Origin of the sequence: Novosphingobium decolorationis, assembly GCF_018417475.1 — a bacterium.
In the GTDB taxonomy this organism is placed as follows: domain Bacteria; phylum Pseudomonadota; class Alphaproteobacteria; order Sphingomonadales; family Sphingomonadaceae; genus Novosphingobium; species Novosphingobium decolorationis.
The window spans coordinates 669,927-694,827 of sequence record NZ_CP054856.1; the positions used below are offsets into that span (position 1 = coordinate 669,927).

Annotated in this window: 21 protein-coding genes; 9 read left to right on the top strand and 12 right to left on the bottom strand. The window is 64.5% G+C overall.

Features of this window, described 5'->3' with window-relative positions; all coding sequences use genetic code 11:
* Nucleotides 1-6 precede the first annotated feature (6 nt).
* From HT578_RS22360 to HT578_RS03060, 6 genes are all read right to left on the bottom strand, one after another.
* Complete coding sequence (locus HT578_RS22360; protein WP_213502132.1) at nt 7-924, bottom strand: reverse transcriptase domain-containing protein; 918 nt, start codon at nt 922-924, stop codon at nt 7-9.
* Nucleotides 897-1,469 (bottom strand): reverse transcriptase domain-containing protein, encoded by a 573-nt coding sequence (locus HT578_RS22365; protein ID WP_213502133.1) that lies wholly within the window; start codon nt 1,467-1,469, stop codon nt 897-899. The genes HT578_RS22360 and HT578_RS22365 overlap by 28 nt, the downstream gene beginning before the upstream one ends.
* Before the next feature lie 473 nt (nt 1,470-1,942).
* Nucleotides 1,943-3,349, bottom strand: a complete 1,407-nt coding sequence (locus tag HT578_RS03045) for an NAD(P)H-dependent flavin oxidoreductase (RefSeq protein WP_213502134.1) — start codon at nt 3,347-3,349, stop codon at nt 1,943-1,945.
* Between the two features lie 106 nt (nt 3,350-3,455).
* Nucleotides 3,456-4,208, bottom strand: a complete 753-nt coding sequence (locus HT578_RS03050) for a class I SAM-dependent methyltransferase (RefSeq protein WP_213503988.1) — start codon at nt 4,206-4,208, stop codon at nt 3,456-3,458.
* A 143-nt stretch (nt 4,209-4,351) separates the two neighbouring features.
* Entirely contained in the window at nt 4,352-5,479 is a 1,128-nt protein-coding gene (gene prfB / locus HT578_RS03055; protein ID WP_039393220.1) for a peptide chain release factor 2, read from the bottom strand.
* A gap of 189 nt (nt 5,480-5,668) precedes the next feature.
* Nucleotides 5,669-6,208 (bottom strand): peroxiredoxin, encoded by a 540-nt coding sequence (locus HT578_RS03060; protein ID WP_213502135.1) that lies wholly within the window; start codon nt 6,206-6,208, stop codon nt 5,669-5,671.
* A gap of 391 nt (nt 6,209-6,599) precedes the next feature.
* Between HT578_RS03060 and HT578_RS03065 the strand changes: the two genes are divergently transcribed.
* The gene (locus tag HT578_RS03065; RefSeq protein WP_213502136.1) at nt 6,600-7,478 is read left to right on the top strand and encodes an HpcH/HpaI aldolase/citrate lyase family protein; all 879 of its coding nucleotides are present in this window, start codon (nt 6,600-6,602) and stop codon (nt 7,476-7,478) included.
* A gap of 56 nt (nt 7,479-7,534) precedes the next feature.
* On the opposite strand, the gene HT578_RS03070 is transcribed toward HT578_RS03065, so the two are convergent.
* The gene (locus HT578_RS03070; RefSeq protein ID WP_213502137.1) at nt 7,535-8,908 is read right to left on the bottom strand and encodes a M28 family peptidase; all 1,374 of its coding nucleotides are present in this window, start codon (nt 8,906-8,908) and stop codon (nt 7,535-7,537) included.
* A gap of 177 nt (nt 8,909-9,085) precedes the next feature.
* Here HT578_RS03070 and ettA point away from each other — a divergent pair, with 177 nt between their 5' ends.
* The 4 genes from ettA (at nt 9,086) to HT578_RS03090 (ending at nt 14,537) form a co-directional block, all read left to right on the top strand.
* Entirely contained in the window at nt 9,086-10,765 is a 1,680-nt protein-coding gene (ettA, locus tag HT578_RS03075) for an energy-dependent translational throttle protein EttA (RefSeq protein ID WP_039393215.1), read from the top strand.
* A 252-nt stretch (nt 10,766-11,017) separates the two neighbouring features.
* The gene (locus HT578_RS03080; RefSeq protein ID WP_213502138.1) at nt 11,018-11,854 is read left to right on the top strand and encodes an RcnB family protein; all 837 of its coding nucleotides are present in this window, start codon (nt 11,018-11,020) and stop codon (nt 11,852-11,854) included.
* 113 nt (nt 11,855-11,967) lie between these two features.
* A complete protein-coding gene (locus HT578_RS03085; RefSeq protein WP_213502139.1) occupies nt 11,968-12,633 on the top strand; it encodes a 2OG-Fe(II) oxygenase in 666 nt (221 codons plus the stop codon).
* Nucleotides 12,634-12,773: 140 nt separating this feature from the next.
* Nucleotides 12,774-14,537 carry a DUF885 domain-containing protein gene (locus HT578_RS03090; protein ID WP_213502140.1) on the top strand — a complete coding sequence of 588 codons (1,764 nt, stop codon included), beginning with the start codon at nt 12,774-12,776 and terminating at the stop codon, nt 14,535-14,537.
* Between the two features lie 17 nt (nt 14,538-14,554).
* Here the strand turns inward: HT578_RS03090 and HT578_RS03095 are convergent, their stop codons facing one another.
* On the bottom strand, nt 14,555-16,174 hold the full coding sequence (locus HT578_RS03095) for a lysine--tRNA ligase (protein ID WP_039395312.1): 1,620 nt from the start codon (nt 16,172-16,174) through the stop codon (nt 14,555-14,557).
* A 135-nt stretch (nt 16,175-16,309) separates the two neighbouring features.
* On the opposite strand from HT578_RS03095, the gene HT578_RS03100 reads away from it, so the two are divergent.
* The 4 genes from HT578_RS03100 (at nt 16,310) to HT578_RS03115 (ending at nt 21,045) form a co-directional block, all read left to right on the top strand.
* Entirely contained in the window at nt 16,310-17,185 is an 876-nt protein-coding gene (locus HT578_RS03100) for a mechanosensitive ion channel family protein (protein WP_213502141.1), read from the top strand.
* A 90-nt stretch (nt 17,186-17,275) separates the two neighbouring features.
* A complete protein-coding gene (locus HT578_RS03105; RefSeq protein WP_213502142.1) occupies nt 17,276-17,629 on the top strand; it encodes a hypothetical protein in 354 nt (117 codons plus the stop codon).
* Between the two features lie 90 nt (nt 17,630-17,719).
* Nucleotides 17,720-20,440, top strand: coding sequence for an ATP-dependent DNA helicase (locus HT578_RS03110; protein WP_213502143.1), 2,721 nt, complete (start codon nt 17,720-17,722; stop codon nt 20,438-20,440).
* A gap of 59 nt (nt 20,441-20,499) precedes the next feature.
* Nucleotides 20,500-21,045: a SixA phosphatase family protein gene (locus HT578_RS03115; RefSeq protein WP_213502144.1), complete on the top strand. Its 546-nt coding sequence runs from the start codon at nt 20,500-20,502 to the stop codon at nt 21,043-21,045.
* Nucleotides 21,046-22,026: 981 nt separating this feature from the next.
* On the opposite strand, the gene HT578_RS03120 is transcribed toward HT578_RS03115, so the two are convergent.
* From HT578_RS03120 to plsX, 4 genes are all read right to left on the bottom strand, one after another.
* The gene (locus HT578_RS03120; protein ID WP_422394387.1) at nt 22,027-22,443 is read right to left on the bottom strand and encodes a MerR family transcriptional regulator; all 417 of its coding nucleotides are present in this window, start codon (nt 22,441-22,443) and stop codon (nt 22,027-22,029) included.
* A 17-nt stretch (nt 22,444-22,460) separates the two neighbouring features.
* Nucleotides 22,461-22,757: an integration host factor subunit alpha gene (locus tag HT578_RS03125; protein WP_039393205.1), complete on the bottom strand. Its 297-nt coding sequence runs from the start codon at nt 22,755-22,757 to the stop codon at nt 22,461-22,463.
* A 110-nt stretch (nt 22,758-22,867) separates the two neighbouring features.
* Complete coding sequence (locus tag HT578_RS03130) at nt 22,868-23,842, bottom strand: beta-ketoacyl-ACP synthase III (protein WP_277884197.1); 975 nt, start codon at nt 23,840-23,842, stop codon at nt 22,868-22,870.
* Nucleotides 23,839-24,900: a phosphate acyltransferase PlsX gene (gene plsX, locus HT578_RS03135; protein WP_039393202.1), complete on the bottom strand. Its 1,062-nt coding sequence runs from the start codon at nt 24,898-24,900 to the stop codon at nt 23,839-23,841. Before plsX ends, HT578_RS03130 begins: the two co-directional genes overlap by 4 nt.
* Nucleotide 24,901: the final 1 nt, after the last annotated feature.

Genomic DNA, 24,901 nt, shown 5'->3' on the forward strand with positions numbered 1-24,901 from the left:
CCCCTCTCACACCACCGGACGTACGTACTGCGTATCACGGCGGTTTCCGGTACGGTTTAAGGCGGCATGTTGGAGAGCGAGGCTTGAGAGACCTGCCTGATCGAACCATGCGTTGGGCATGCCGTGGGCGGCCTGAGGGCTGCCCGACAGGCGCCACCAGCCCTTTCCCGAGAGCGCGAAGATCCAAGCCTGCCATTCTGGGACGCCGTTTTCCCTTAAGAAAGTGGCGATCGTCATGGTGCGCTTGCACTGTTTGAGCCGGACGCAGCGAAGCTTGCGCCGGAGCCAGCTGTCGATCTCGCGCAAAACCGTCTGAGCCCGGGCGTGTCGGTAGTAGGTGACCCACCCTGTAGTGAAGGCATTGGTCTGTGCGATCATCGCCGCGAGGCTGATGCCTCGGTTGCGGCGCGTAATCGCCCTGAGCCGCTCCTTCAGCCGCGTGAGACTTTTGTTCGCTATGCTCAAAAAGCCTCCCGCTGTCAGACGGTGGCCGAGGAAGGTACGTTCCCGGACGTGTGCAACCGCGCTCTTGGCCTGATTGACGCGGAGTCGGAGCTTGCCTTCCAGCAAGGCGGTAACCGAAGCCATGACGCGCTCCCCCGCTGCCTGTGACCGTACATAGATGTTACAGTCGTCGGCGTAGCGGCAGAACCGGTGGCCCCGGCGTTCGAGCTCCTTGTCGAGGTCATCCAGAATGAGGTTAGCGATCAGCGGCGAGAGAGGGCCGCCTTGCGGGGTCCCCTCCTGCCGTTCGACGTGCACACCACCCGACAGCATCCCGGCCTGTAGAAACCGGCGGATGATGACGAGCAGGCGTGGGTCGGCGATGTGCCGGGCCAGACGGGCCATGACGATGTCGTGGTTCACCCGATCAAAGAATTTCTCCAGGTCGAGGTCTACGACGATCGCATAGCCGTCCCGCACATAGTCCGGGCCTGACGCAGCGCATCGTGTGCGCCGCGTCCGGGGCGGAACCCAAAACTCGATGCCGAGAATGTCGGATCAAGGACGGGATCCAGGACTTGCAGTATCGCCTGTTGTACCAGCCGGTCGACAGCCGTCGGAATGCCCAGCTGGCGCACTCCTTTCCCGCCGGGTTTGGGAATTTCAACTCCGCGCACCAGGCTTGGACGGTAAGTACCGTCGAGTAACGAGGCGATCAGCCTCTCACGGTTTCCTGCAATCCAGTCACGCAGGTCGGGGACGGTCATCCCGTCCACGCCCGGCGCCCCCTTGTTCGCTTTCACCCGCTTGTAGGCTTGGTTCAGGTTGGCCGAGCTGGCCACCTCCTCCATCACGTAACGCGTCAAGGCGAGGGGCTCGGCCCATGCCGTGGGTGATTGCCGCTCCTCGATCGTCCCAGCGCCAGTTCCGCCTTTGCCGGTGACGTCGTGGCCAAGCGATGCCTTCAGGGCTTCATCGAAGAAGTCCTGCTGCTTCCCGCTACCTTGCTGCCGCTCCACACCCATCGAATGTGCCCAGTCTTGCTCCTTGGGTACCGAATTTGGTCCTTCGCCGGCTTGCGCCCGCTACTATGACCGCTGCTGACTTCTCCGGGCCCATCCAGCAACATCACTGCCGCTGTTCTCCGGATCGTCCGGAGAGGCCAGGAGATCTCCCGGGGTAAGACGTTGATCCTTCACTCGGTCGCTGCCGGATTTACCAATGCGCGCGTCTGTCTGGCTATCGGACATCCCCATCCATTGCTGGGTTATCCCGCCGCACCGGCCTTCTATCCGATTCCTGTTCGTCAGCTCCGAGCTTTGCCTCCGGCTTCCTCCCCACCCCGCCTCGCGGCGACGCAGTTGCCTTCAGCTAGCAGTTCCCACCAGCAGGCCTGCAAAGGACTTACACCTCCTGCATCAACGCCGTGCCCGGCACACAAAAAAAGCCCTGCAAGATCTATATCTTGCAGGGCCTTCTTACAGATCTGTCGAACCGGTCAGTCGCCGGTCAGAATGCGATCCACCAGTTCCTTGACTGTCGGCGTGAAGCCGTTCGAGTAGAAGGGATCGCGCTTGAAGTTGTAGGCCGCATGGCCTGCGAACATCAGGTTCTCTTCCACAGGTCCGCCGTGGGCGATGTCCTGTAGCGTCTTCTGAATACAGAAGCTGCGCGGATCAGCCAGACGGCCCGTGGTATAATCGTCGTGATCCTTCCACGACGAGAAACCGCAGTGCGAGAGGCAGCCCATGCAATCGGCCTGATCCTTGCGGATTTCATCGCGCTCGTCCGGAGCCACGAAAACGATGGTGTCGTCGGGCGTCCGCAGGCCATCGGTGAACCCTTCCTGCGCCCAACCCCGGGCACGCTCGAGATCCTTGGGAGCGACCCAGAAGTTCTTGCCCTTCACACCGACGTCGAGACGCACGGTGTGCTCACCGGCCTCAACCTTCGAGTAGGGGATCTGGCGCTCCGAACGCGCTTCGAGCGCGCGCAGGAACGGATTGCGCACAGCCGAAGAGTAGAAGCCGGTCGGCGAGAAACGGTGCAGCAGGACATCACCCGGATCGAGATCGCGCAAGGCATCCTTCCAGGCCTGCGGGATCGGGCTTTCCGTGGTCAGGAGCGGACGTGTGCCATACTGGAAAGCAATGCTGCCCAGCTCGGGGTTGTCGATCCAGTTGTCCCAATCGCGCAAGTACCATACGCCGCCCGCCATCACGATCGGCACGTCGTCCGAGATACCTTCCTTGCGCATCACATCGCGCAGCGCCTTGACGCGCGGATAAGGATCTTCGGGCTTCAGCGGATCTTCCGCGTTGGAAAGGCCGTTGTGACCGCCGGCGAGCCAGGGATCCTCGTAGACCACGGCGGCCAGCAGGTCCGCCACCTTGTGGTACGCACGCTTCCAAAGCGCGCGGAAGGCACGGCCCGAGCTGACGATGGGAAGATAATTGACGTTGTAGCGCGCCGCGATCTCGGACAGGCGATAAGGCATGCCCGCCCCGCACGTCACGCCGGTCACGAGACCCGGCGTCTTTTCGAGGATACCCTCGAGCACCTGCTGCGCACCGCCCATTTCCCAAAGGACGTTGATATTGATCGCGCCCTGGCCGTTGGAGATCTCGTAAGCCCGCTGGACCTGCTCGACGCCGCCATCGATGGCGTAGCGGATCAGTTCCTCGTGGCGCTCCTTGCGGGTCAGTGCATTGTAGACCTGCGGAACGATCTTGCCCTCGGCGTCGTAGCTGTCGGCGTTGACGGCGCTGACCGTCCCAATGCCGCCCGCTGCCGCCCAGGCACCCGAACTCATATGGTTGGTGGCCGAGACGCCCTTACCGCCTTCGATCAGCGGCCAGACTTCACGTCCACCATAGTTAATCGGCTTTAAACCCTTGAAACCCATCGTAACTCTTATCTTTCCCCCTCGGCGTCAAACTCCGACTTAGGAAGTCGGTGTAACCATTCAACGCCCGTGAATGGAATTTTCCTGCCTGAACCCTGATACAGAGCTATTCCGTGTCCGCCTCACTGGACATACGGCACGGCACGATCGCTTCCGGTCCCGGTCGTCCTCCGGAAGCTTCGAACTGCGCGTAGTAGCCCTGGAGCTCAGGCTTACGGACAAATTGGCTCAAACGGAAGCCTACCGCTGCAAATTCGCAGAAGAGAAGTTCCGGCGGCATGCCGTGTTCGCCTGTCGAGCGATCGACATCCACGACGATGACCTTGCCTCCTTCGCGCAGCGCCGGTCGCAGACGCCACAGGAAGGCATAGGGCTCGCTCACCTCGTGGTACATGTGAACCAGGAAGATGCGGTCGAAACTGTTTTCCGGCAAGCGTGGATCGTCGGGTGTCCCCAGCTTGATGGAGACATTTTCCAGTCTTTCGCGCTCCACGCGAAGGCCCAGCTTCTGGATGACTTCGGGGTCGATATCCCCGGCCAGCACCCGTCCGGAAGAACCCACCCGCTGCGCCAGACGCACCGTGTAATAGCCATCGCCCGCACCGATGTCGGCAACCGTCATGCCCTCGGAAATCCGGGCAAGGTCCATCACGACCTTTGCTTCGTTGACGCTGTCGCGCTGGATTTCGTTGGAAAAGGCTGTCGATCCGCCCGGAGAGACCGGGCGGTCAGGCAGCGGAAAGTCGCGCGAGGAGGCCGGGCGATCCGCATCGGCCTCGCCCGGCGTGCAAGCTGCCAAGGCCGAGGCCGCGCACAGCAGCAGTCCGGAAGAGATCAGGCTGGTCTTCCAAGACCGCATCAGGCCAGGCCGAAACTTACGCGAGAAACGCAGCATCGCGGTGGTGTACCGCGTTCCCTTCGGCTTGGCAAAGCCCTGAAAGGGGGCCGACCTCCCGGTCCACCCCGCACCTTGCGCTGACATTCCCTTCTCGCGCGTCGATCTCAGTCGACGTCTTCGATCTCGACCTTCTCGCCGGTCACGCGCTGCGAAAGCGCGGCGGCCATGAAGGGATCGAGTTCGCCATCGAGAACATCGTCCGGTGCCGTCGAGACGACGCCCGTGCGCAGGTCCTTGACCTGCTGGTAGGGCTGCAGAACGTAGGAGCGGATCTGGTGACCCCAGCCGATATCGCTCTTGCTTGCATGCTCGGCGCTGGCGGCTTCCTCACGCTTGCGCATTTCTTCCTCGAACAGACGCGACTTGAGCATGCCCATCGCGATTTCGCGGTTCTTGTGCTGCGAACGGTCGATCTGGCTCGCCACCACGATGCCCGAGGGCTGGTGGGTGATGCGCACGGCCGAGTCCGTCGTGTTGACGTGCTGCCCGCCCGCACCCGAGGCGCGGTAGGTGTCGATCTTGAGGTCGGCCGGGTTGATGTCGATCTCGAAGCTGTCGTCGATCACGGGATAGACCCAGACCGAGGAGAAGCTGGTGTGGCGGCGCGCCGAACTGTCGTAGGGGCTGATGCGCACGAGGCGGTGGACACCGCTTTCGGTCTTGGCCCAGCCGTACGCGTTCTCACCCTTGAGCATCAGCGTGCAGCTCTTGATGCCCGCCGCTTCGCCCGCGTGGTATTCGACGAGCTCGACCTTGAAGCCCTTGCGCTCACCCCAGCGGGTGTACATGCGCTGGAGCATCTGCGCCCAGTCCTGGCTCTCGGTCCCACCGGCACCGGCATGGACTTCAAGATAGGTGTCGTTGGCATCGGCCTCGCCCGAGAGCAGCGCCTGGATCTTGTCGCGATCGGCACGTGCGGCCAGTTCGGACAGGGTCGAAAGACCCTCCGCGATGGTTTCGTCATCGCCTTCCATCTCGCCCAGTTCCACGAACTCGACCGCGTCGTTCATCTCAGCGGTGATCTCGTTGACCGCACCGATCGAAGCCTCAAGGCGGCGACGCTCGCGCATGACGGCTTCGGCCTCCTTGGGGTTGTCCCAGAGCGTAGGATCCTCGACGCGCGCGTTCAGCTCATCGAATCGCCGCAGCGCGCGCTCCCAGTCGAGCGACTTGCGCACGAGAGCGAGTGCTTTTTCGATACGGTCAATGTGGGCCTGCCCCTCGGCACGCATGGCGCGATACTCCAAATCAGATTGCGCGCTCGCCCTAGCGGGCGCCACGCGGAATGCAAAGCCGCCCGCGACGAGACGAGCCGGAAAGGCTGCCCCATATCCGCGGACAGGCGTGGTGTTCAAGCCCCTCGCCTGCAAATCCCCTCACCGGCAAATCATCGCGGCAAGACATGCGTACGCAGTTTGCGATCAGCGGGCGAGCTTCTTCACCGCCGCCATCGTCAGCTTCACATGGTCGCGGTAGTCACTGTCCGAGTGCACCATGACGACCTTGCCGTCCTGACCAATCACATAGCTGACGCGCTGGGTCAGGCCATCGGGAAGCCCGTCGACCTTGAGAGCCACGTCGTAGTCCTTGATGACCTTGGGCGAAGCGATGGCGACGGCAAACTTGTCGCGACATTCCTCGGTCGAGAATTTCTTGAGCGTGGGCAAGTCATCGCCCGACATGCCCACAACCGTCGCGCCCAGCTTGGCGAATTCGGGGGTCGCTTCGGCAAAGGCGTGCGCCTCCAGGGTGCACCCTTGCGTGAACGCCTTGGGGTAGAAGTACAGGACCACCGGACCTTTGCGCAGCGCTGCGGACAGATCGAAGCGGGTCTCCTTGCCCGCCTTCGCGCCCTTGGTCACGAACGCCGGCGCCTTGGCCCCGACAGGAAGAGCGGCCTGGGCCGACACGGAGAGGACGGAAAGCCCGAGAGCGGCGAGCGGGAGGATGATCTTGCGCATGGCGACACTCTGGCTCGCGCGGGCCGCGCTGTCCAGCCTGCTCGCCGCACACCGACCGCACAAAGAGAAACCGCCCCGTTCACCCCCGCACGTAGGCGAGGTGAACGGGGCGGTGGGGCGACCCTTGGAGTTTTCCCGTGCCAAACAGGAGAGAGAGTGAGAGAGGCCCGGCACGAGGGTATTTTTAATCTCAGCGCGGTCCTGGAGGATGCGACCCCGCTTGCCATTCTTACTAGCCGCGAGCGGAAACGATTGCACTAGCACTTTGGGTGGAGATTGGGGCCGCAGGGGGCCGAGGACCTTTGCCCTGCGCGCAAAGATGGAACGCGCGACCGCTTGACCCGAACGCACCCGCACCCCAAGGACGAGGCCAATACAAGGAGAGCCACCGATGTCTGCAAACGCCCCGATCCGTCCGCGCCGCAGCGCCCTCTACCTGCCGGCCTCGAACGCCAGGGCCATTGCCAAGGCGCGCACCCTGCCCTGCGACGTGGTCGTGCTCGACCTTGAGGACGCTGTTGCGCCCGAAGCCAAGGCGGATGCCCGCAAGGCCGCGCTTGCCGCGCTGGAAGAAGGTGGGTTCGGCGCGCGCGAGGTTGCCGTGCGCGTGAACGGGATCGACACCGAGTGGGGTGTGGACGATCTTGCTGCGCTTGCCGGATCAAAAGCCAATGCGGTGCTCGTGCCCAAGGTTTCCACCCCGCTCGACATCGGCCGCTACGAGGAAGCTCTCGAGACCGCGCCCGAGGCAATGCAGCTGTGGGCGATGATCGAGACCTGCGGCGCGGTTCTCAACCTGGAGCCCCTCGCGGCCATGGCCGCGACCACGCGCCTCTCGCTCTGGATCATGGGCACCAATGACCTTGCCAAGGAAATGCGCGCCCGCCTGACGCCCGAGCGCACACCGTTCCTGCCTTTCATGGCGCAGGCGGTGGCGGCCGCACGGCTCCACGGCCTCACCATCCTCGACGGGGTGTGCAACGAGTTCCGCGACCTCGACGTATTCGAGGCCGAGGCACGTCAGGGCCTGGACTTCGGCTTCGACGGCAAGAGCCTGATCCACCCCGCTCAGGTAGAGCCCTGCAACACCGTGTTCAGCCCGAGCGCCGAGGAACTGGCCTGGGCCGAAGCGGTGATCGCAGCGTTCGACCTTCCCGAAAACGCGGGCAAGGGTGCCATCCGCGTCGAAGGCAAGATGACCGAGCTGCTCCACCTCGAACAGGCCCGCCAGCTTCTGGCTGTCGCGCAGCAGATCGCCGCGATGGGCTGATCGCGGGCCGGTCGCAGCGTATCCAGAGACGCCGCGACCGGCTTTATCTCAATATCTCAAGGTTCGTCGTGCGCCGGGACGGCGCCGATCGCGCCGGGCTCGTTCGCAACGACCTTCAGAACCGCGGTCCACGCCTCGACATTCTGCTGGAGCGCCGCCGGATCGACCTTGTCGAGCGTGTCGTCGGGGGTGTGGTGCAGGTCGAAGTAGTGCGTGCCATCCTGGCCAAGATCAACCACGGCCAGTTCCTGCTCGGCGATGATCGGACCGATGTCGGTCCCGCCATGCGCGGCGCCCTCGTGCGGGACGATACCCAGCGGCAGGACGGCCCCGTTGACCTTGTCGGCAAGATCGCTGTTGGCCGCCGCAAAGCGGGTCTTGACCTGCCAGACACGGTCGGCGCCAAAATCGCTTTCCATGGCCAGCGCATGGGGCTCGCTTGCGTGCAGCTTCATGTAGTGATCGCCGCCACTGTAGTAGATACCCTGCTCTTCATCGCCCGCCCACAGCACGCGGATCGTGCGCAGCGCCTGACCGCCATCCTGCGCGGCGAGCGCCGCCGCCGCCACGATCCCGCAACCCGAGGCATCGTCGATGGCCCCGGTACCCAGGTCCCAGGAATCGAGGTGGCAGCCCACAAGGATCATCGGCAGGCTGGGATCGCGCCCCGGCAGATCCGCAATCACGTTCCCCGAGGTTGCCTTTTCCTGCGGCCTGCCTTCGAGACGCAAGGCGATCTCCATCGGCTTGCCGCCACCTGCGATACGCGCGATCAGGTCGGCATCAGGGTTCGACACCGCGCCCGCTGGGATCGGGCTTGCCTTGCCAAAGGCCGTCACGCCCGTATGCGGATTGCGGTGGCTGTCGGTGCCCGCCGAACGGATGACGATGGCAAGAGCCCCGCGCTCGGACGCCATCGCGGGCCCGGCCCGGCGCACGTTGCCATAAGGTCCGTAGCCCGAACCGTCCTGCGCACGGCGCATGGCGTGGTCGACAAAGGCGATCTTGCCCTTGAGCGACCCTTTGGAGGCTGCCTCCAGCGCCTCGAGCGTCGGGAAGTAGACCATCGGCGCGGTCAGGCCGCCCTCGGGCGTGGGCACCGAGAAGCCCAGCGCGGTGATGGCCAGGGGCTGGCGATAGGGCGCGGTCAGGCGCGCCTCTTCAGGTCCGCGCTGCCAGGTCGTGGTTGCAAATTCCTCGATCCGCACGTTCTGGAAGCCCAGCGCCTCAAGCTTGGCCTTGCCCCAGTCGCGGGCGCGATCCTCGGCTTCGGAGCCTGCCATGCGCGGGCCGACCTCGGTGGTCAGTCCCTCGGTGATTTCCCAGGCGACCCCTTCGCCCTCGACGGGCTTGGCGGTGGCGGGCGCGGAGCAAAGGGCTAGGGCGGTGAGCACCGCGCCGAGCGCGGTTGAAGGAATCTTGCGTGTCATCGCACGAAGGTATCGTGGCGATAGGCGCCTGCCAAGCAACGAAACGCGCCGGCGCGCAAGCTGTCCGCATCCATGCCTTGCCGAACCCTTCCGACGCATCGGGCCGCTTGCAGGCCGGGGGCGGGCTCTGTAAGGGCCAAAGCCAAGTATCCCATCAACACAGCTTCCGAGGACCGCATGGCCGCGCAATACGCCTTCGTCATGAAGGACATGACCAAGACCTTCCCGGGCGCACCCAAGCCGGTGCTCTCCAACATCAACCTGCAGTTCTACCAGGGCGCCAAGATCGGCATCGTCGGCCCGAACGGCGCAGGCAAGTCGACCCTCATGAAGATCATGGGCGGTATCGACACCGATTTCTCGGGCGAGGCCTGGGCGGGTGAGAACATCACCGTGGGCTACCTCCCGCAGGAACCCCAGCTCGACGAGAGCAAGACCGTGCTCGAAAACGTCAAGGACGGCGCGCGCGAAGTGGCCGACATGGTCGACCGCTTCAACGCGATTTCGGCGGAGATGGGCGATCCCCAGGACGACACCGACTTCGACGCGCTCATGGAGGAAATGGGCACGCTGCAGGACAAGATCGATGCCGTCGATGGCTGGACGCTCGACAACCAGCTCGAAGTGGCGATGGAAGCCCTGCGCTGCCCGCCCAGCGACTGGGACGTGAAGAGCCTCTCGGGCGGTGAGAAGCGCCGCATCGCGCTGACCCGCCTGCTGATCCAGAAGCCCGACATCCTGCTGCTCGACGAACCGACCAACCACCTCGACGCCGAAAGCGTCAACTGGCTGGAAAATCACCTCGCCGAGTACCACGGCGCCGTGCTGATGATTACCCACGACCGCTACTTCCTCGACAACGTGGTGGGCTGGATCCTCGAGCTCGACCGCGGAAAGTACTTCCCGTACGAAGGCAACTACTCGACCTACCTCGAGAAGAAGGCCAAGCGCCTCGAGCAGGAAGACCGCGAGGCGACGGGCCGCCAGAAGGCGCTCAAGGACGAGCTCGAGTGGATCCGCGCCGGCGTCAAGGGACGCCAGACCAAGTCCAAGGCCCGTATCCGCAAGTTCGAGGAACTGCAGAACGCGCAGGACCAGCGTACCCCCGGCAAGGCCCAGATCGTCATCCAGGTGCCCGAGCGTCTTGGCGGCAAGGTCATCGAGGCCAAGGGCATCTCCAAGGCGTTTGGCGACAAGCTCCTGTTCGAGGACCTCTCGTTCATCCTGCCGCCCGGCGGCATCGTCGGTGTCATCGGCCCCAACGGTGCGGGTAAGTCGACCCTCTTCAAGATGCTCACCGGCCAAGAGAAGCCCGACACCGGCGAGATCGAGATCGGCCAGACCGTGCACCTGGGCTACGTCGACCAGAACCGCGACCACCTCGATGGCAAGAACAACGTCTGGGAGGAAATCTCCGACGGCCTCGACTACATGAAGGTCAACGGTCACGACGTCTCGACGCGTGCCTATGTCGGCGCCTTCAACTTCAAGGGCCAGGACCAGCAGAAGAACGTCGGCAAACTCTCGGGCGGTGAACGCAACCGCGTCCACCTGGCCAAGATGCTCAAGGAGGGTGGCAACGTCCTCCTGCTCGACGAACCGACCAACGACCTCGACGTCGAAACCCTCGGCGCGCTCGAAGAGGCGATCGAGAACTTCGCCGGTTGCGCCGTGGTCATCTCGCACGACCGCTTCTTCCTCGACCGCCTGGCCACCCACATCCTCGCTTTCGAGGGCAACAGCCACGTCGAATGGTTCGAAGGCAACTTCGAGGCCTATGAAGAGGACAAGCGCCGTCGCCTCGGCGATGCGGCCGACCGTCCGACCGCGCTGGCCTACAAAAAGCTGACGCGCTGACGCGTCCTTCCTGAAGGATCGAGACGGCCCGCCCGAAACGGCGGGCCGTTTTCGTATCTGACAGCCTCAATCGAGATGTTCATCAAAATACCACCATACATGAACAAACAACCGTAACCCAGTTCAGCTTCGGGCAAGTCACCGCCGGGTAGAACCGGATCAACACTGAAAACGATTGGAAAAGGCTCTCACCCCACCCCCGCGCAATGGTCACGGAACGATTGGCTGCGAGAGCAGAAGAGGTATCGCACAATGTCCAGAACACTTCTGAAGGCCGGAGCCTGGGGAGCCATGCTCCTTGCCACGACCGGAATGGTCCTTCCCGACATCGCCATGGCGCAGGAACGCGGGCGTCACGAGCGCGCGAACCGCGGCGATCGCGGTGATCGCGGCGGCCAGCGCCAGGCGCGTCCACAACGCGAGGCAAGCCCGCAACGCCAGGCACGGCCCAGCCGCCCGGCGCAGACCCGCGACAACCGCGGTGAAGCGCGCGTCGAACGTCGCCAGGAGCGTGGCGAGCGCAATTACAGCCGCCGCGAGGCGGGCAGTCTGCGAGGCCTTGATCGCGGCCCCAACAGCCGCCCCGAACCCACGGCTCGGCCGGATACCGGCCGCGACCGCCGCTATGACCGCCGGGACCAGCGCCAGGACAACCGGTACGACCGTCGCAACGACCGTCGCGAAGGTCGCTATGAACGGCGCGATGACCGCCGTGGAGATCGCTACGAACGTCGCGACGACCGCCGTGACTATCGCTCCGACCGCCGGGCCGAACGGCGCTGGGACCGTAACGAGTGGCGCCGCAACAACCGCTACAACTGGCGCAGCTATCGGGCCCAGAACCGCTCGCACTACCGTCTGGGACGTTACTACGCCCCTTACCGCGGCTATGCCTACCGCCGCCTGAGCATCGGTTTCTCGCTGGGCACGATGTTCTACGGCAGCCGTTACTGGATCAACGACCCCTGGGCCTACCGTCTGCCCGACGTCTACGGCCCCTATCGCTGGGTCCGTTACTATGACGACGTACTTCTGGTGAACACCTATACGGGCGAAGTTGTCGACGTGATCTACGACTTCTTCTGGTAGCACCTTCGCTCATCATTCGCGATCAGCCCCCTTGCTCCCCGGCAAGGGGGCTTTTTCGTATCCGGGACAATCCCGAGATTGATCCGCCGCGGCGAACCTGCGAGCATGGACCGATGGACGCAGAGCGACTTCTGGATCGAGAGATCCTCGCCCGCATCGGCACCCGGGTGCGCAACCGGCTCGACGCCGCACCCGCCGTACGCCGCCTCCCCGACGACCGCGCTGAAATCTACACGCTCGACAATTTCCTCGACGCGGACTGCTGCCGCCACCTGATCGACCTGATCGATGCCGAAGCGCAGCCCTCCGCCCTTGTCGACGATTCCGACAACACGCAGATCCGCACGAGCTGTTCCAGCGACATAGACCCCGAGGATTCGGTCGTACGCCGCCTCGACGCGCGCCTGTGCGCCCTCACGGGCCTTTCGGGCCAGCGCAGCGAGGCCGCGCAGGGACAGCGCTATGAGAGCGGCCAGTTCTTCGCCGAACATTGCGACTGGTTCGACACCAGCGCCGAATACTGGCAGCGCGAGAAGAACTGCGGAGGCCAACGCAGCTGGACCGCGATGATCTACCTCAACGCCGTCGATGAAGGGGGAGCCACCGAGTTCACCCGCCTTTCCCTGCGCATTCGCCCGAAACCGGGCGGCCTTCTCCTCTGGAACAACGCCTTGCCTGACGGGCGCCCCAATCCCTATACTCTCCACGCCGCCCGGCCGGTCGTGCGGGGCACCAAGTACATCGTCACGAAATGGTTTCGCTCCCACACCTGGCAATAGACCGCACGGGCCCACCTCCCACACTCCGAAAGCGGCGGGGGCTGCTTGCGATGTTCGGCGGCCTTGCCGCCCTGGGTGTGATTGCCGCCACGGTCGCTGTGCCCTGCGCAGCGGCGCGCAGCTCCCAGCCGCCTTGTCCGGTGACAACCGAGGCAGAGCAGGCTGAAGGCCCGCTGGCGGCACGTGCCCTGCGCACGCTTTTCGCGGACGAGGAGGCTCGCGAGGCGGCCCTCGATCCGCTTTCCGCGCTCTATCGCGGCGAAGTCCCTGACAGCGCCGATCTCGCGCGTATCTACACCGATGCGCTGCGCCGCGAACGGCTCGCATCCGCCCGGCACAGCCTTGCCTTGCTCGAAGCTATAGAGCGATGCGCGCTGACGGACGACCTGCGCCTTTCCCACGCCCTCTTCCAGGAGCGGATGGTCGAGCAAGTCGCGGCTCTACAGCCCGAAATGCGTGACCTCGAAGGGGCATTCCCGTTCCACCATTTTGCGGGGCTCCAGCTTGATTTTCCCTCACTCATCGCGCCCGGAGGGGCCTTTTCCTACGAGGACGAAGGGGATTACCGGGAGGTCCTGCGCCTCTACGCCGCCTTCCCCACGATCATCGACACCGCCATCGCCCGCTTCCGCGAGGGCGCCCAGAACGGTACGGTCCTGCCCCGTCTGACGGTGCAGCACATGATCACGCAGATCGATGCCCTGCTGGATAGGCCCGATCCCGAGGAACGCTTCCTCTCCCCCATCGAGGATCTTCCGCCCTCGCTTCCACAGGGCGTGGAGGCCGACCTCGTGCGCAGCTTCACGACATCCGCGCACACGGAAATCGTGCCCGCCTACCGCCGCCTTCGCGCCTTCCTGGCCGAGGACTACTTTCCTGCCGCACGCCCTTCAATCGGCCTTTCCGACATGCCGGGCGGCGCAGCTCTGTACCGGGCGCTGATCGCGCGCGAGACCACGCTTTCACTCGACCCCGACGAGATCCACGCGCTTGGCACCCGCGAGGTCGCGCGGATCGAGGCGCAGATGACCAGGGTTGCCCGCGATCTGGGTAGCCACGTCCCCCTGCCCGAATTCTTCGAGAATATCCGCAGCGACCCGCGCTTTCATCCCCGCTCATCCGAAGACCTGCCCCAGCGCTTTGGCAAGGTGGCCGCCAGGGTCGACATGGCACTCCCCCGGTTCTTTCGCGTGCGCCCCGAAAGCCCGCTCCTGGTGCAGGCCTACCCGCCCGACCGCGCCCGCTACGAAGCGGGAGGGTCCTACGTGGAAGGTGCGGGCAGCCTCCCGGCGACCTTCTTCTACAACACCTATGACCTGGAACATCGCTTCGTCTCGGGTGTGACGACACTCTACCTGCACGAGGCCGTGCCCGGCCATCACCTGCAGATCAGCCTCGCGCGCGAGAATTCCGCCCTACCCGCCTTCCAGCGCAATTCGCAGACCTCTGCATTCGTGGAAGGCTGGGCGCTTTACGCCGAGACGCTGGGCTACGACCTGGGCCTTTACGACGACCCGCTCCAGCACTGGGGAACGCTCGACGATGAGATGCTGCGCGCGATGCGTCTCGTCGTCGACACCGGCATACACGCACGTCATTGGTCACGTGCGCAGGCGATCGACTACATGCTCACTCATTCCGGGATGGGCCGCAGCGATGCCGAGGCCGAAGTCGACAGGTACATCGCGATGCCCGCGCAGGCGCTATCCTACAAGATCGGCGCGCTCACCATCCAGAAGCTGCGCCGGGACGCCGAACAGCGCCTCGGCTCGCGCTTCGATATTCGCGATTTCCACGAGGCGGTTCTCGGCTCGGGCGCGTTGCCGCTCGGCCTCCTGCAGGAGAAGGTCGAGGGTTGGGTTGCCGCGCAAGAGGGATCTCCCCTTGCGCGGCATGCCCGCTAGCTTGGGTTTGTGCGGCCTCAGGCCAGCGCTTCGGCAATCAGCTTGCGCGTCTCGGGGACACCGTAGAGCGCGATGAAGCTGCCCATGCGCGGCCCCTGGCTGGAGCCGAGCAGCGTCTCGTACTGCGCCTTGAACCAGTCGCGCAGGCTTTCAAAGCCGTACTGCTCGTCCTTGCCGATCTCGTAGACGATGTTCTGCAGCTCCTCGGCCGAGGCGTTGGCCTCGACCTTGGCCAGCTGCGCATCGAGCTCGGCAAGCGCGGCCACTTCCCCGCCCTCGGGCTTGCGGCGCTGGAGGGTCGGCGCGATGTAGTCGCGGTTGTAGGCGAGCGCGCAGCTCACCATCGCGTCGAGCGCGGGATGCTCGGCCGGATCGGCGCTCTCCACGTAGTTGGCGAGGTAGGACCAGACCTGCTCACGCGTGGCGTTGGCGCCCAGCACACCGACAAGGTTCAGGAGCAGCGCGAAGGTCACCGGCGGTGCGGGAACGTCGTTCTGGTCCTGGCCGTTGGCGCGCAGCAGATGCCACACCGGGTTGCCCAGCTGCTTGTCGAGCGCCTGCTTGGGCAGGTTGCCATAGAACTGCCAGTACTCGTCGACGGCCTTCGGGATCACGTCGATATGCAGCTGCTTGGCGCTCTTGGGCTCGCGGAACAGGTAGAAGCCGAGAGATTCCTCGGTGCCGTAGGTCAGCCACTGCTCGATGGTGAGACCATTGCCCTTGGACTTGGAGATCTTCTCGCCGTTCTCGTCGAGGAACAATTCGTAGATCAGCCCTTCGGGACGGCGAGCCCCGAGGATCTTGGCGATCTTGCCCGACTGCGTCACCGAATCGGTCAGGTCCTTGCCGCACATCTCGTAATCGACGCCCAGGTCCACCCAGCGCATGGCCCAGTCGACCTTCCACTGCAGCTTGGCCTGACCACCGAACACGCTCTGCTCGACAGTCGTGCCATCCTCGTCGGTGAAACGGATCATGCCCGTCGCCGGATCGAGGACCTCGACCGGAACCTGCAGGACCACGCCCGTCGTCGGAGATACCGGCAGCACCGGCGAATAGGTCTTGCGACGCTCCTCGCGCAGCGTGGGCAGCATCACGCCCATGATGGCATCGTAGTTGCTCAGAATGCTGCTCAGGGCATTGTCGAAGCGACCCGAATTGTACCGATCGCTGGCCGAAACGAACTCGTAGTCGAACCCGAAGCGATCGAGAAATTCACGCAGCATCGCGTTGTTATGATGCGCAAAACTCTCGAACTTGCCGAACGGATCGGGGATCCGGCTGAGCGGCTTGCCAAGGTTCGCAGCCAGAAGTTCAGCCTGGGGAATGTTGTCCGGCACCTTGCGCAGGCCGTCCATGTCATCCGAGAACGCAACCAGCCGGGTCACGCCGTCCTCGGGCTTCGCTCCGACCAGCGCCTCGTAGGCCCGGCGCACCAGCGTGGTGCGCAGGACTTCCTGGAACGTCCCGATATGCGGCAGCCCCGAAGGGCCATATCCCGTCTCGAACAGGATAGGCTCTGGAGAACCGTCTGCTGCGCTCTTGCCATTGGGATAGCGCTTGAGCAGTTTCTGGGCCTCCTGGAAGGGCCAGGCCTTGGACACACGGGCGGCTTCGATCAGGGCATTTTCAGTCATGCGCGCGCTCATCTGCGATTGCGCGCGATTTCGCAAGCGCCTTCGGCACTCCGTGTGCGCGCAAACCGGAAGAGGAACCCCCGGCGGTCCTCGTCAGTTAGGTGCCAAACGCACCAGAAGGACGGAAAAATCTTCGTGAATTATATCGAGACCCTGACCAAGGAGCTGGAAGGCATGGCCATGGGCTTCTTCCAGCTCTTGCCCTCGTTCGCCATTGCCCTTGGCATCGTCATACTCACCCGGATCATGGTCGGCATTTTCGTGCGCATCGTCAGCCGGGTCACCCAGCGCGCCAACCTGCGCACCGACCTCCAGCAGCTCTTCGAAACACTGACCAAGCTGGCCGTCTGGATCCTGGGCATCCTGATCGCGCTGACCGTCGCGATCCCCAGCTTCACCCCGGCAGGCGCCGTTGCAGGTCTGGGTGTCGGTGCTCTGGCCATCGGCTTTGCCTTCCAGGACATCTTCGAGAACTTCCTTGCTGGCGTCCTCATCATGCTGCGCGAGAAGATGAACATCGGCGATTCGATCGCGTGCAACGGCATCATGGGCTCGGTCGAGCGCATCACCCTTCGCGAGACCTACGTGCGCCAGTTCTCGGGCGAGCTGACCGTCGTGCCCAACTCGATGCTGTTCAAGAACCCGGTCGACATCTTCAACGACCAGGCCGTGCGCCGCGAACAGGTCGTCGTCGGCGTGTCCTACGACACCGACCTCGAGACCGCCGAGGCCACCATCCGCAAGGCCGTGGAAAGCATTGCCGAAGTCGACAAGAACAAGGGCGTCCTGGTCTTCGCGCAGGAGTTCGGCGCAAGTTCGGTCGACTTCCTGGTGCTGTGGTGGAGCAACACCGGCGAGCAGGACAAGCGCCTGACCAAGAGCCACGTGATCATGGCGATCAAGAAGGCGCTCGACGACGCCGAGATCGAGATCCCCTTCCCCTACGTCACGCACACCTTCAAGGAAGCGCTTCCGGTCGAAAAGGCGCCGCTGGCCGCTAACGAATCCTGACAGTTCGAATTGCGGCCGTTCAAGCCGGATTTCTCTGGCGACCTGAACCGTGCGCGATAATCCGCAGACTGGCCGGCATGGAGGGAATTCATGCCGGCCTTTCGCATTCTGCACCTTTTGCCCGGCGCCCTGGCGCTGGCACTCTTGGCTGCGGCTCCGGCCAACGCCGCTGACGAACATCTTTTCGCCACCGGGATCACGCTCCTCGATCCCAGGCAAAAAGCGGCCCCGCGCACACGCTATGCCACTCTGGTCATCGCGGACGATACGATCGTCTACGCAGGGCCTTCCGGCTTGGTCCTACCTTCTGACGGCGCGCGCGATATCGATGGCACGCGCCTCGAAAGCACCGCGCATGCCGACCGTGAGCGAGCCCTGCGCAACCTCATGGCTGGAATGGAGGCGCAAGGCACGCCGCTCGATCCTGCCACGCTCGGAATGTAATTATGCCTGAGCTTGCGCGCGGGCACTGAGGTGCGGATAGATGCGCGCCGCGCATTCCCTTCCATTTCACCTGCGCTTAAGACCTGAGCCATGTCCGCGCCCCGACACCCTGCTCTTCACGCCAGCCACAGCGGCTGCTGGCTGCACGACGGACAGGGAAGCGCGCGCGCCCTTTCCAAGGGGCAGGCCGTCACCGCAGTCGCCGATGCTCCGCACCTGATCCTCAATGCCCCGCTGCTCGCCACGCGGCTTGGCTATCCCGATCTTGCCGGGCTCGACCTGCTCGAACTCTACGCCTTCATTCACCCAGCCCGCTTTGTCGTGCCCACGCCCAAGGGTCTCGCCGATGCGCTGGGCCTGCCGCGGCCCGACGCTGACAGCGAAGTGCCCGAACTTCTCCAGCGCGCCGCGATGCGCCTCCTGGAAACCTGCGAACAGCCCGACTGGGCCGAGCGCGAGGGGGCCTGGACCTCGCTGCAATCGCTGGTGAAGATGCGCTGGCCCTGGGCCAAGCTTCTCGCCCCGCGCCTCGCCAAGCCGCAGAAGGCCGAGCGCTGGATCTTCACGCGCCTTCCGGAGTGGGAGGAATCGCCTGAGCCGCCCCAGCCGCGCCAGCTCAACATCCCCGATGGCGCCGTTCTCGACCGCCTCGCCCACCTCACCGGGCAAGGCGCCGAGGAGCGCGCGGGCCAGAAGGACTTCGCGGTCGAGGCCGCCCACGCCTTTGCGCCGCGCACCCGCGCAGGCCTTCCCCATGTCGTTCTGGCCCAGGCGGGTACAGGCGTCGGCAAGACGCTGGGTTACCTCTCGCCTGCGTCGGTCTGGAGCGAGGCCAGCGGCGGCACAGTCTGGGTCTCGACCTACACCAAGGCGCTGCAGCGCCAGCTGCGCAAGGAAAGCCGCCGCGCCTGGCCCGAGACGCGGCCCGATGGCTCGCAGCCGGTCGTCGTGCGCAAGGGGCGCGAGAATTACCTGTGCCTCCTGAACCTTGAAGATGCCCTCCAGGGCGGCTTCGCCGGACGGGCCGCCATCCTCGCCCACCTGGTGGGGCGCTGGGCTGCCTACACGCAGGACGGCGACATGATCGGCGGGGATCTGCCCGGCTGGCTCGGCACCCTGTTCCACAAACGCGGCATCGCGGCATTGACCGACCAGCGTGGCGAATGCGTCTATGCAGGCTGCCCGCACTACCGCAAATGCTTCATCGAGCGCGCCACACGCGCCAGCGTCAACGCGGACCTTGTCATTGGAAACCACGCGCTGGTGATGATCAATGCGGCGCGTGGCCGCGATGTCGCCTCGCGCCCGACCCGCATCGTCTTCGACGAAGGCCATCACGTCTTCGACGCGGCCGATTCGACCTTCGCTGCCGAGCTTTCGGGCACCGAGATGATCGAGCTGCGGCGCTGGGTGATCGGCCCAGAGAAGAAATCGCGCGGACGCCGCCGCGGCCTCGCGGCCCGCCTTGCCGATGTCGCCAGTTACGACGACGAAGGCGACAAGGCGATCCTGACCGCCCTTTCCGCCGCCGAAGCCCTGCCGTCCGACGGTTGGCTGCAGCGCATCAACGACGGCGAGCCCTCCGGTCCCCTGGAAGAGCTGCTCGCAGCCGTTCGCGCCACCGTCTACGCGCGCGATGAGAGCGGCGGGCAGGAAGCCGGGTATGGCCTCGAAACCGAAGCCGCCGGGCTCGAAGGGCCCTTCGTCGAGGCATCGCAGGCCGCACGCCTTGCCCTTTCGGAGCTGCGCCGTCCGCTGATCCAGCTCGGCCTTCGTCTCGAGGCCCTGCTCGAGGACGGGCCGGACTGGCTTGACGGCCAGGGCCGCGCGCGCATCGAGGGCGCACGCCATTCGCTGACCTGGCGCATCGACCTGCTGGTCGCCTGGGAGAACCTACTCGAGCGCCTCGGCGGTCCGGCCGACCCCGAATATGTCGACTGGCTCGCCCTTGCCCGTTCCGAGGCGCGCGAATTCGACATCGGCATCCACCGCCACTGGCTCGATCCGATGAAGCCTTTCGCCAAGGTCGTGCTCGAACCTGCGCACGGGGTCATCATGACGTCTGCCACCTTGCGCGACGGTGACAGCTGGGATCGCGCCATCGCGCGCTCGGGCGCGCCGCATATCGAGGTAAGCCCGCGCCTTTCGCTCAGCCCCAGCCCGTTCGACTATGCCGCGCAGGCCGAAGTCCTGATCGTGCGCGATGTCCCGCGCGGCGACATTGCCGCGCTCGCCGCCGCCTACGGCCGCCTGATTGAGGCTTCGGGCGGGGGCGTGCTTGGCCTGTTCACCGCGATCCGCCGTCTTCGTGCCGTTCATGGACGTATCGCGGACCGGCTCGCGCGGGGTGGCCTTCCGGTCTACGCCCAGCACGTCGATCCCATCGACACGGGCACGCTGGTCGATATCTTTCGCGATGATCCGGGCGCCTCGCTGCTCGGCACGGACGCGCTGCGCGACGGCGTGGACGTTCCCGGCCACTCACTTCGCACCGTCATCATGGAGCAGGTCCCCTGGCCCCGGCCCACGATCCTGCACCGCGCGCGGCGTATGGCAGGCGGCGGCTCGGCGTACGACGACAGCATCATCCGGGCCCGCCTCGCGCAGGCATTCGGGCGCCTTATCCGCAGCAAGGAGGATCGCGGGCACTTCATCGTGCTGTCCTCGGCCTTTCCCTCGCGCCTGCTCGACGCCTTCCCCGAAGGCACCCCCATCTCGCGAATTTCGCTCGACGAGGCTTTACAGCGCGTCGCCGGTCATGTTTCAGGGAATCCGATCGCGACCCCGGCCGACCGGACCGATCGCGGATGAAAAACCGGCACCACGCCCGCCTGGCGCGCAGGCAGATGTTTTAGGAAGCGGCAGAGCCCATGAAGACCCTTGGAATTTTTCGCCACGCCAAGTCGGACTGGAACGATGCGCGCCTCCGCGACTTCGACCGCCCCCTGAACGCGCGCGGCCGCAAGGGCGCGGCAATCATGGGCCTGCACATCCGCGACCATGCCCAGAACTGGAGCCGCATTCTCGCCTCGCCTGCCGTCCGCGTCACCCAGACGCTCGACCTTGCCAGCGAAGCCGCCGGCGCGGCCCCGTCGATCACCTGGGACCGGCGCATCTACCTCGCCAGTTCCGCCACGCTCATCGACGTACTGCGGGAACAGGACGGCGACCCCGCCTCGATCATGATGGTGGGCCACAATCCCGGCCTCGAAGACCTCATCTTCGATCTTGTGCCCGACGATGGAAACAGCCCGCTGCGCGACATCGTGGAGGAGAAGCTGCCGACCGCCGCGTTCGCAGTGCTCCAGCTCGACATCGACAGCTGGGACAAGGTCGACATGGGGTGCGCCAGCCTCGTGCACCTGCAGCGCCCCCGCGACCTTGATCCGGACCTGGGTCCGAACGCCAACTTCTAAGCAGCAGATCCAGAAGCGCGCAGGGACCGACTTCCCTGAATCCCGTCGGCTCCTGACATCAAGTCATCAGACAGCATTTTCTGACGACAGGCACATCGGCGAGCGTTTCTCTGCTTTTGGAGAAGCAGCACTCGGTCAGGCTCCCCTCACCGCGTACCCAGCGCCAAGTCAGCGTATTAGGAAACGCCTTCTACACTGCGGCCATCTTGTGCGTATGTGCATTCGGGGGCCAAGCGAGGCAATGAACTCGCACCCTCGCTTTGTACCACCGCGGTCTTTGATGGCTTGCATAAAAGGGATCTTGAGCATCACAACGCTCCGCGTACGCGGCGGTGATGGCCTCCATCATCCACGCCTGGCGCCCGCCAGCCATGATCACACGAAGGGCCTCGAGCAGACCTGACCCATGTAGGTCACGCCAGCGGTGGCATCAACGTTACCCCGTGCGAGGCCGCTGGATAGCAGCACGCCGCGCCATGTGGCAGACTGCTCGAATGATAGGCAGAACAAACCATATCTGCGTTTACGCCGCTTCATGGATCACGATTTAGGCTCAAGAGTTCGTCCCGTTAGGCCGGCTCTCACACTACTGCCGCTCATGCTTGCCGGGGCGATCCAAACGCACCTGAGCCTTGCTGCGTCAACGTGGACATGGGTCATTGTCAGTAGTGCCTAGACCGTTCTTGTATCGTGGCGAGCCTGCAGGTTGTTCAAACCCGCTGCCGCTCGCTGCGACCGCCAATTCGATATGCGCGACAAGTTCGCTCTGGCAGCGGAATATCGCGTCAGCGAAAGCGCAACGAAGGCGAAGTGGATGCGCAGGATGGCCCGGCACCGGAAGTGAAGCGGCGCCGCTCTGCCATCAAATGTCAGCGCCAGCAGCCTGCGCCAGCATCCCTATGGGCCAGCACCGCCGGGGTATTCTCCTGACGATCTCGGGATAATTCCTCGCCGCCGCTCACCAATCCACCTTACAGAATATTAACCAGCCTCAAGTGCCGACCGGAGCTTTTCACGAATTTTACTAAGGGTTTTCCGCATTGAGTCGTCTGAATTCAGACCCGAGTCTTCGGACGAGTTCGACAGCCGCTGGGCCTCCCCGCCAGACGCATCCTGCTCCAGAAGCTGGCTCGCGCCGCGCAATGTATACCCTTCGCGATGGACCAGATCGTCGATCCGTCGCAGCAGCGCGATGTCCTCGGGACGGTAGTAGCGCCGCGAACCACTGCGCTTGACCGGCTGCAGCATCGGGAACTGGGTTTCCCAATAGCGCAGGACATGCTGGCGCAGGCCCAGCAAGGCGCTGACCTCGCCGATCGTGCGCAGAGCGCCGGGCTGCTTGTGCGAGCCCGGCGCTCCGTGCGCTGCCTTCAAATTGCTGGAAGAAGTCTTCAGAATCCGCACTCCGTCTGGCCTCAGGCCCCGGCAATGCGGTCCTTCAGCATCTGGCTGGCCCGGAAGGTGAGGACACGCCGCGGCGTAATCGGCACCTCCACCCCGGTCTTGGGATTACGCCCCATGCGCTCACCCTTGTCGCGCAGGAGGAATGTTCCGAAGCCGGAGATCTTCACGTTCTCGCCGTCACTGAGCGCTGTCACCATGTGCTGGAGGATAGATTCCACCATGGAGAGCGACTCCGCCCTCGACAGTCCGAGTTGACGATGAATCGCGTCCGCGAGTTCTGCTCGCGTCAATGTATCCACTGACTGCATCAAGCCTGCATCCCCTTCAAACGCTTATCCTGAGGGGATGATATGAAAATCAACGAAAATTGCAATGCTGGGTCGAATAAGGAACGCATCCAAAATGCGTTATACCGAATTCAGACCCGCAGAAGGCTCGCGCCCCAAGTGAAACCACCACCCATGGCTTCCAGCACGACAAGGTCGCCCTGCGTGATCCGGCCATCGCGTACGGCCTGGTCAAGCGCCAGCGGAACCGAAGCGGCTGAAGTATTCGCATGCTCCCCCACGGTCTTGACGACCTTCTCGGGCGAGAGCGAAAGCTTCTTGGCGGTACCATCCAGGATACGCGCATTGGCCTGGTGCGGCACCAGCCAGTCGATATCCGCCGTGGTCAGACCTTCCGCCTCGAGCACTTCGTGAAGCACCTGGGCTAGGTTCACCACGGCATGACGGAACACTTCACGGCCCTTCATGCGCAGCTTGCCAACGGTTCCGGTGGTCGAGGGACCACCATCGACATAGAGCAGCTGGTTGTGGGCACCATCGGCGTGGAGCTTGGTCGCAAGAATGCCGCGGGGCGTTTCACCCTCGGCCTGCTCCTGTGCCTCGATCACGATCGCCCCCGCACCATCACCGAAGAGGACGCAGGTCGTGCGGTCTTCCCAGTCGAGGATGCGGCTGAACGTCTCGGCACCGATCACGAGCGCGCGCTGGGCCATGCCCGAACGCAGCATCGAGTCGGCCACGCCCACGGCATAGAGGAAGCCCGAACAGACGGCCGCCACGTCAAAGGCGATGCATCCGCCGCAGCCCAGATTGTGCTGCACCGTGGTCGCCGTTGCCGGGAACGTCTGGTCGGGCGTGGCCGTTGCCAGGACGATGAGATCGATGCTGGCCGCTTCGATGCCCGCGGCCTCGATCGCCTTCAGCGCCGCCTTGGTGGCAAGGCTCGACGTCGTTTCGTCAGGACCCGCGATATAGCGCTGGGTGATCCCGGTACGTTCGACGATCCATTCATCGCTGGTGTCGACACGCTGGGCGAGTTCGCTGTTGGAGACAACCTTTTCGGGGAGGGCCGAACCGGTACCGAGCAGAACCGAACGGCGCATCAGGCGCGCTCTTCCTGGGCACCCGGCATCCACAGCGATGAATCGCCTACGCGGGCCAGGTCGGCGCTGATACGCTCGGTCACTCGTTCCTCCAGAAGGCGGGCGGTCACGGCGACCGCATTTGCGACACCTGCGGCGCTGGCGCCCCCGTGGCTCTTCACGACAATGCCGTTCAGACCCAGGAAGACCGCACCGTTATGATTGTTGGGGTCAAGATGGTGCTTGAGCAGTTCGGTGGCAGGGCGCGAGATCAGGAAACCGATCTTCGAGCGCAGCGAACTGGAAAAACTGCGGCGCAGGAGGTCCGCGACGAAACGCGCAGTCCCTTCCACGGCCTTGAGGGCGATATTGCCCGAGAAGCCATCGGTCACCACGACATCGACATTGCCATGCGCCATCTTGTCGGCCTCGGTGAATCCGTCGAAGGAGATCGACAGTTCCTTGGCCGCCTCGCGCAGGATCGCGGAGGCATCGCGCAGAAGCTCGGTGCCCTTGATCTCTTCGGTGCCGATGTTGAGCAGACGCACGCGCGGTTCGGCCCGGCCGGACACGACGCGCGCATAGGCCGCGCCCATGATCGCGAACTGGACCAGGTTGCGGCTGTCACACTCGGTGTTGGCGCCCAGATCAAGCATGATCAGGTCGTTGTCGCCGAGCGTGGGCATGAGTGCGGCGAGTGCAGGCCGGTCGATCCCCGGCATGGTGCGCAGGGTCAACTTGGAAATGGCCATCAGCGCGCCGGTGTTGCCACCACTGACGGCGGCGCCGGCATCACCTGCCTTCACCGCCTCGATGGCACGCCCCATCGACGTCCCCTTGGAACGGCGAAGAGCCTGACTCGGCTTGTCCTCGCCACTGATCACACCATCGGTATGGATGATCTCGGACGAGGCGCGCAGGTTCGGATGATCCTGAAGCGCATTCTTGATCCGCTCTTCGTCGCCGACGAGCAGAAACTGGAACTGGTCATGACGACGGCGCGCAAGTGCAGCGCCCTCGATCATGACGCGCACCCCCTCGTCGCCGCCCATCGCATCGATGGCGATACGCGGCAAACTCATG

What these genes read in the sequence shown, in the direction of transcription:
- HT578_RS03060 (WP_213502135.1), bottom strand. Translation starts at nt 6,208, where the DNA reads ATGCGCAAGATCATCCTCCCGCTCGCCGCTCTCGGGCTTTCCGTCCTC.
- HT578_RS03080 (WP_213502138.1), top strand. Translation starts at nt 11,018, where the DNA reads ATGTCCAGAACACTTCTGAAGGCCGGAGCCTGGGGAGCCATGCTCCTT.
- HT578_RS03125 (WP_039393205.1), bottom strand. Translation starts at nt 22,757, where the DNA reads ATGCAGTCAGTGGATACATTGACGCGAGCAGAACTCGCGGACGCGATT.
- HT578_RS03095 (WP_039395312.1), bottom strand. Translation starts at nt 16,174, where the DNA reads ATGACTGAAAATGCCCTGATCGAAGCCGCCCGTGTGTCCAAGGCCTGG.
- HT578_RS03115 (WP_213502144.1), top strand. Translation starts at nt 20,500, where the DNA reads ATGAAGACCCTTGGAATTTTTCGCCACGCCAAGTCGGACTGGAACGAT.
- prfB (WP_039393220.1), bottom strand. Translation starts at nt 5,479, where the DNA reads ATGCGTGCCGAGGGGCAGGCCCACATTGACCGTATCGAAAAAGCACTC.
- ettA (WP_039393215.1), top strand. Translation starts at nt 9,086, where the DNA reads ATGGCCGCGCAATACGCCTTCGTCATGAAGGACATGACCAAGACCTTC.
- HT578_RS03085 (WP_213502139.1), top strand. Translation starts at nt 11,968, where the DNA reads ATGGACGCAGAGCGACTTCTGGATCGAGAGATCCTCGCCCGCATCGGC.
- HT578_RS03070 (WP_213502137.1), bottom strand. Translation starts at nt 8,908, where the DNA reads ATGACACGCAAGATTCCTTCAACCGCGCTCGGCGCGGTGCTCACCGCC.
- plsX (WP_039393202.1), bottom strand. Translation starts at nt 24,900, where the DNA reads ATGAGTTTGCCGCGTATCGCCATCGATGCGATGGGCGGCGACGAGGGG.
- HT578_RS03105 (WP_213502142.1), top strand. Translation starts at nt 17,276, where the DNA reads ATGCCGGCCTTTCGCATTCTGCACCTTTTGCCCGGCGCCCTGGCGCTG.
- HT578_RS03050 (WP_213503988.1), bottom strand. Translation starts at nt 4,208, where the DNA reads ATGCGGTCTTGGAAGACCAGCCTGATCTCTTCCGGACTGCTGCTGTGC.
- HT578_RS03045 (WP_213502134.1), bottom strand. Translation starts at nt 3,349, where the DNA reads ATGGGTTTCAAGGGTTTAAAGCCGATTAACTATGGTGGACGTGAAGTC.
- HT578_RS03065 (WP_213502136.1), top strand. Translation starts at nt 6,600, where the DNA reads ATGTCTGCAAACGCCCCGATCCGTCCGCGCCGCAGCGCCCTCTACCTG.
- HT578_RS03110 (WP_213502143.1), top strand. Translation starts at nt 17,720, where the DNA reads ATGTCCGCGCCCCGACACCCTGCTCTTCACGCCAGCCACAGCGGCTGC.
- HT578_RS22365 (WP_213502133.1), bottom strand. Translation starts at nt 1,469, where the DNA reads ATGGGTGTGGAGCGGCAGCAAGGTAGCGGGAAGCAGCAGGACTTCTTC.